General features: G+C 74.4%; 5 protein-coding genes. All 5 read right to left on the bottom strand.

What is annotated here, in order from left to right:
• Positions 1-711 (bottom strand): ATP-binding cassette domain-containing protein (locus AOK18_RS05525; protein ID WP_157865039.1); only part of this gene is annotated, 711 nt, incomplete at its 3' end.
• The gene (locus AOK18_RS05530; RefSeq protein WP_055693577.1) at positions 708-1,616 is read right to left on the bottom strand and encodes an ABC transporter permease; all 909 of its coding nucleotides are present in this window, start codon (positions 1,614-1,616) and stop codon (positions 708-710) included. The genes AOK18_RS05525 and AOK18_RS05530, both read right to left, overlap by 4 nt.
• A 5-nt stretch (positions 1,617-1,621) precedes the next feature.
• Positions 1,622-2,590, bottom strand: coding sequence for an ABC transporter permease (locus AOK18_RS05535; RefSeq protein ID WP_055693578.1), 969 nt, complete (start codon positions 2,588-2,590; stop codon positions 1,622-1,624).
• A gap of 20 nt (positions 2,591-2,610) precedes the next feature.
• On the bottom strand, positions 2,611-4,215 hold the full coding sequence (locus tag AOK18_RS05540) for an ABC transporter substrate-binding protein (RefSeq protein WP_055573936.1): 1,605 nt from the start codon (positions 4,213-4,215) through the stop codon (positions 2,611-2,613).
• A gap of 609 nt (positions 4,216-4,824) precedes the next feature.
• Positions 4,825-5,357 (bottom strand): cytochrome P450 (locus AOK18_RS05545; protein ID WP_157865040.1); only part of this gene is annotated, 533 nt, incomplete at its 5' end.

Below are 5,357 nucleotides of genomic sequence, written 5' to 3' on the forward strand. Positions count from 1 at the left end.
GCCCGCGTACATGACGGCGACGCGGTCGGCGATGCGTTCGGCCGCCGCGAGGTCGTGGGTGATCATCAGGAGGGCCCGGGCGTGGTCGTCGTCGGCGTCGACGTGGCGGCGGAGTTCGTCGACGGTGTGGTCCACCAGGTCGCGGTCGAGGCCGGTGGTGGGTTCGTCGGCGAGCAGGAGGGGTGCGTCGCCGATCAGGGCGAGGGCGGTGGCGGCACGCTGGGCGAGGCCTCCGGAGAGTTCGTGGGGGTGGCGGTCGAGGTGGTCGACGGGGAAGGCCGCGCGGGCGGCGGCCTGTTCGGCCGCGGCGCGCAGGGCCGCGCGGCCGCGGACGCCGGTGAGTTCGGCGACCGTCTCCTCCATCTGGGAGCGGATGGTGCGGACGGGGGTGAGGTGGGCGGCCGGGCTCTGCGGGATGAGGCCGATGCGGCGGCCGCGTACGGTGCGGGCGAGGGTGCGTTCGCCGGCGGTGAGCAGGTCGAGGTCGCCGAGCAGGGCGTGGCCCGCGGTCTGCGCGTTGGCGGGGAGCAGGCCGAGCAGGGCGGAGGCGAGGACGGACTTGCCGCAGCCGCTCTCGCCGATCAGGGCGAGGCATTCGCCGGGTGCCACGTCGAAGTGGGCGTCGGTGACGGCGGCGACGCGGCCGCCGCCGGGCACCAGGAAGCGGACCGACAGTCCGCGGACCGACAGCACGGGAGGTCGCTCGGTCACAGCGTCAGCTCCGATCGGCGGCGGGGGTTGATCCGCTCCCGCCAGACTCCGGCGAGTCCGGCGATGGCGAGGGTGGGGATGATCAGGAACAGGCCGGGGAAGAGGGTGGGCCACCACTGGCCGGCGAGGAGCGAGCCGCGGGCGCCCTGGATGAGGGTGCCGAGGCTGGCGGTGTGGGCGGGCAGGCCGAGGCCGAGGAAGGACAGCGCCGACTCGTGCCACATGGCGTGCGGGATCATCAGGACGGCGGCGAGGCCGGCCTGGGGCAGGACGCCGGGCAGCAGGTGCCGCAGCGCGACCCGCAGGCGGGAGGCGCCGCCGGAGACGGCCGCGTCGACGTAGGGGCGGGAACGCAGGGAGAGGATCTCGGCGCGGACGATGCGGGCGGTGGACAGCCAGTGGGTGAGGGCGACCGAGATCACCACGGGCCAGACGCCGGGGCGGAACAGGGCGACGATGAAGATGCCGAGCAGCAGGTGCGGGACGGAGGAGAGGGTGTCGACCAGGCGCATGACGAGGCGGTCGACCCAGCCGCCGAAGGCGCCCGCGGCGGCTCCGACGGCGGTGCCGATGACGGTGGCGGTGAGCGCGGCCACGACGCCGACGAGCAGGGAGACGCGCAGGCCGTAGACGCAGCGGAGCAGGAGGTCGCGGCCGACGTCGTCGGTGCCGAAGGGGTGGGACCAGCTGGGCGGGAGGAGTTTGGCGGCGAGGTCGACGGCCTGCTGGTCGAGCTGGACCAGTGGGGGGACGAGCAGCACCGCGAGGGCGGTGAGGGCGACCAGGGCGGCGGAGACGCGCAGGCGCAGGGTGTGGGTGGAGCGGCGGGTGGTGCCGTGCGAGCGCCAGGCGGTCGCGGCCGCGGGGACGGTCGCGTCGGCCTTCTCGACGGTGGTGTCAGCCATGGGGATCACATCTCATTGAGCTTCACCCTCGGGTCGACCAGTCCGTACAGGAGGTCGGCGAGGAGGTTTCCGGCGAGGACGGCGGCGGTGGCGAGGGTCGTCAGGGCGGCCAGGAGCGGGAAGTCGACGGCGGTGGCCGCTTCGACGGTGGCGGCGGCGATGCCGGGCCAGCTGAAGACGGTCTCCACGAGGAGGGCGCCGGTGATGAGTTCGGGGACGCGGGAGCCGATGAGGGTGAGGACGGGCAGCAGTCCGGAGCGCAGGGCGTGGCCGAGCAGGACGGTGCGTTCGGCGAGGCCGCGGGCGCGGGCGCCGCGCACGGGGTCCTCGGCGAGGGCGTCGCCGACGCCCTGGCGGACGTAGAGGGTGAACCAGGGCAGCTGGGAGACGGCGAGGACGCCGGCGGGCAGGATCAGGTGGCTTGCGACCTGGCCGGCGGTGACGTGTTCGCTGCCGGTGTCGGTGAGGCCGCCCGCCGGGAGGACGCCGAGGTTGAGGGCGAACAGCCAGACCGCGAGGAGGGCGATCCAGAAGACCGGCGCGGCCTCCAGGGAGTAGGCGAGGGAGGTGACCGTGCGGTCGAGGAGGGAGCCGGGGCGGCGGGCGGCGAGGACGCCGAGCAGGGTGCCGAGGAGGACGGCGACGGCGAACGCGACGGTGCACAGCAGCGTCGACCAGACCAGCCGCTCGCCGATCGCCTCGGCGACCGGCTGCCGCATCACGCTGGAGTGGCCGAGGTCGCCGGTGACCGCGGAGGTCAGCCACTCCCACCAGCGGACGGCGAAGGGCCGGTCCACGCCGAGGTTGTCGCGGAGCCGGTCCAGGGTTTCCTGGTCGGCGCCGAGGGCGGCGGTGCCGGCGTAGGCCTTGACGGGGTCGAACGGGGAGGCGGCGGCGAGGGCGAAGGCGCCGAAGGTGACGGCGAGCAGGACGGGCACGGCGAGCAGGGCCCGCCGTGCCACGAGGTGCCCCATCGCCGCCCAGGGCAGGGTCCTCACTTCTCGGGCCGCCAGTCCTCGGCGTTCCACCAGGGGCCGCTGGCGAAGCCGTGCTCGTGCGGTTCGACCTGGGTGGTGAGGTCGCCCCAGCGGTCGTCGAGGACGTAGAGGTGGTCGATGTGGGTGAGGAAGGTGTAGCCGGGGTCCTTGACGAGGGCGCGCTGGAGGTCGTCGTAGGCGGCCTTGCGGTCGTCGGGGTCCTGGCTGCGGCGGCCGGTTTCGAGGGCCTCGTCGACGGCGGGGTTGTCGTAGTGGGGCATGTTGTTGAAGCCGTCGCCGGCGAGGGAGGAGTGCAGCAGGGTGTAGAGGCCGAAGTCGGGGTCGCCGGTGCTGCCGAAGCCGGCGAGGACGGCGTCCTCGCCCATGCGGGGTTCGATGACCTCCCAGGTGGCGCCTTCGACCTCGACGTCGATGCCGGCCTTCTTGGCGTCGGAGGCGTAGGCGAGGGCGTGGTCCTGGCGGACCTTGTCGCCGGAGGGGTAGAAGAGGGTGAAGGCGGCGCGGGTGCCGTCCTTGGCGCGGATGCCGTCCCGGCCGGTCTTCCAGCCGGCGCGGTCGAGGATCTTCCCGGCCTCGGCGAGGTCCTGGGGGCGTTCGATGTCCTCGGCGTACCAGGGGTCGTCGAGGGGCAGCGGCCCGTAGGCGGGGCGGCCGGCGCCGTCGAGGATCTTGTCGACCATGGCCCGGCGGTCCACGGCGAGGTCGAGGGCGCGGCGGATCGCGGTGTCGCCGGTGACCTCGTTCGCGGTGGGGAGGGTGACGGCGCGGAAGTCGTAGGTGGTGGCCCGGTACGTCGTGCGGCCGTCGTCGTCCTCGAAGGTGGCGGCGAGGTTGGGCGGGAGGGTCGCGCCGTCGAGGTCGCCGGAGCGCAGGCGGGTGGCGCGGACGTCGTCGTCGGCGATGATCGCCATGGTGAGCTTCTTCACCTTCGGGGCGCCGCCCCAGTAGTCCGGGTTCGCCTTGAAGGTGAGCTTCTCGCCCTTGCTCCAGCCGGTGAGGACGTAGGGTCCGGTGCCGACCGGCTCGGTGTTGAAGGCGCCCGTGTTGGGGTCCTGCTCCCCGGTGATGTGCTCGGGGACGATGGGCAGGACGGTGCGGGCGGCGAAGGCCGCATACGGGTACTTGAGGGTGAAGACGACCTTGTCGTCGCCGTCCGCGCGGACCTCCTCGACGGCGTCCAGTTCGCTCTTGGCGGTGTTGTTGGTCTTCTCGTCGAGGACCGTCTCGTACGTGTGGACCACGTCCTCGGCGGTGAGGGGTTCGCCGTCGCTGAACTTCACGCCCGGGCGCAGGGTGTAGGTGTAGGTGCGGCCGCCGTCGGTGATCTCGGGCAGGGCCTTCGCCAGCGCGGGCTTCAGGTCCAGGTCGGCGTCCCGGGCGAGCAGCCCGTCGAAGATCTTGGAGTTGCCGTCCTTGCCGTAGCCGAGCAGGGGGCTCAGGGTGTCGGGTTCGGTGGGGACCCCGATCACCACGGACTCGGCGGACCCGCCGCCCGTGCCGGTGTCCGAGCCACCGGTCGGCGCCGAGCAGGCGGCGACCACCGCGAGCGCGGCGGCCGTGGTGGCCGCGCCTGTGGTACGCCGTATTCGTCGGGTCGTCATCGATCCTCACACCTCTGCTGACCAGGATTCCTTGTTGCATATTAATTGCAGCAAGGTTCTGCCCAGGGCCCCGGCCCCCCATGCCGGCGTCCCGGCGGAACGGCAGCCGTCCGGGGGCGGTGAGGGGCGGGCGGTGCGCCTGCTGTCCTGCGGGCCGCGTGAGCGGACGGCGATCGCGGGGGCGGGGGCGATGCGGCCGTGCGTCCTGATCCGGGACGAGCCGACCGCGGGCCTCGGCCCGGGCCGCCGGGAACGGCTGTTCGCCGGGCTGCGCGAGGGGGCACCACGGTGGTCATGGCGACCCGTGCCGTGGACCTCGTCCTGCGCCGGGCCGCCGACGCCGCGCCGCTCACGCCGTCCGGGGTGCGGCCCGGGCCGGCGCCCGCGACGCCGGCCCGCGCGGATCCCCTCGCGGCGGCGGGGCCGCGGTTTCCGCGGGGCCACCTGCCGCGTGCGTGCGGGTTGCCGGCCGGCACGGGCGCCGTCCCGCCCACCCCGGGGGAACCGGCGGTACCGGCCGCGGCCGGTCCGTGCAGTGCTCCGCCCGCCGGACGGGGCGTCCGGAGCGCCCCTTTCCGGGGGGCGGATCCCGCCTCCGTCCCCCGGGGCTCAGCCCGCGACCGGGGTGAAGCGCACCGGCAGGGACTGCGGCCCCCGGGTGAACACCCCCTTCTCGACGGGGTCGAAGCCGTCGACGAGCCGCACGTCGGGCATGGCGTCGAGGAGCTGGTTCACGCCGGTCTCGACCTCGGCCCTGGCGAGCAGGGCGCCGACGCAGAAGTGGCGGCCGAGGGCGAAGGCCAGGTGGTCGGCGGCGGCCGAGAAGGCGGTCGTGGTGGTGAGGTCCTCGCGGAGGACGTCGAAGCGGTCCGGGTCGCGGTAGCGGTTCCCGTCCCGGTTGGCGGCGCCGATCAGGCAGGTGACGGTGGCCCCGGCGGGCACGGTGCCGCCGCTGAGGGTGACCTCGGTGGCCGACTGGCGCATGATCATGTGGACGGGCGGGGTGTAGCGCAGCGTCTCGGCGAACGCGGCGGCCACGAGACCGCGGTCCTCGCGGACGGCGGCGAGCTGCTCGGGGTGCAGCAGCAGGTTCGCGAAGATGCCGGCGATGGCCTTGTCGGTGGTCTCGCCGCCGGCGGCGA

Source organism: Streptomyces prasinopilosus, assembly GCF_001419695.1.
GTDB classification, from domain to species: domain Bacteria; phylum Actinomycetota; class Actinomycetes; order Streptomycetales; family Streptomycetaceae; genus Streptomyces; species Streptomyces prasinopilosus.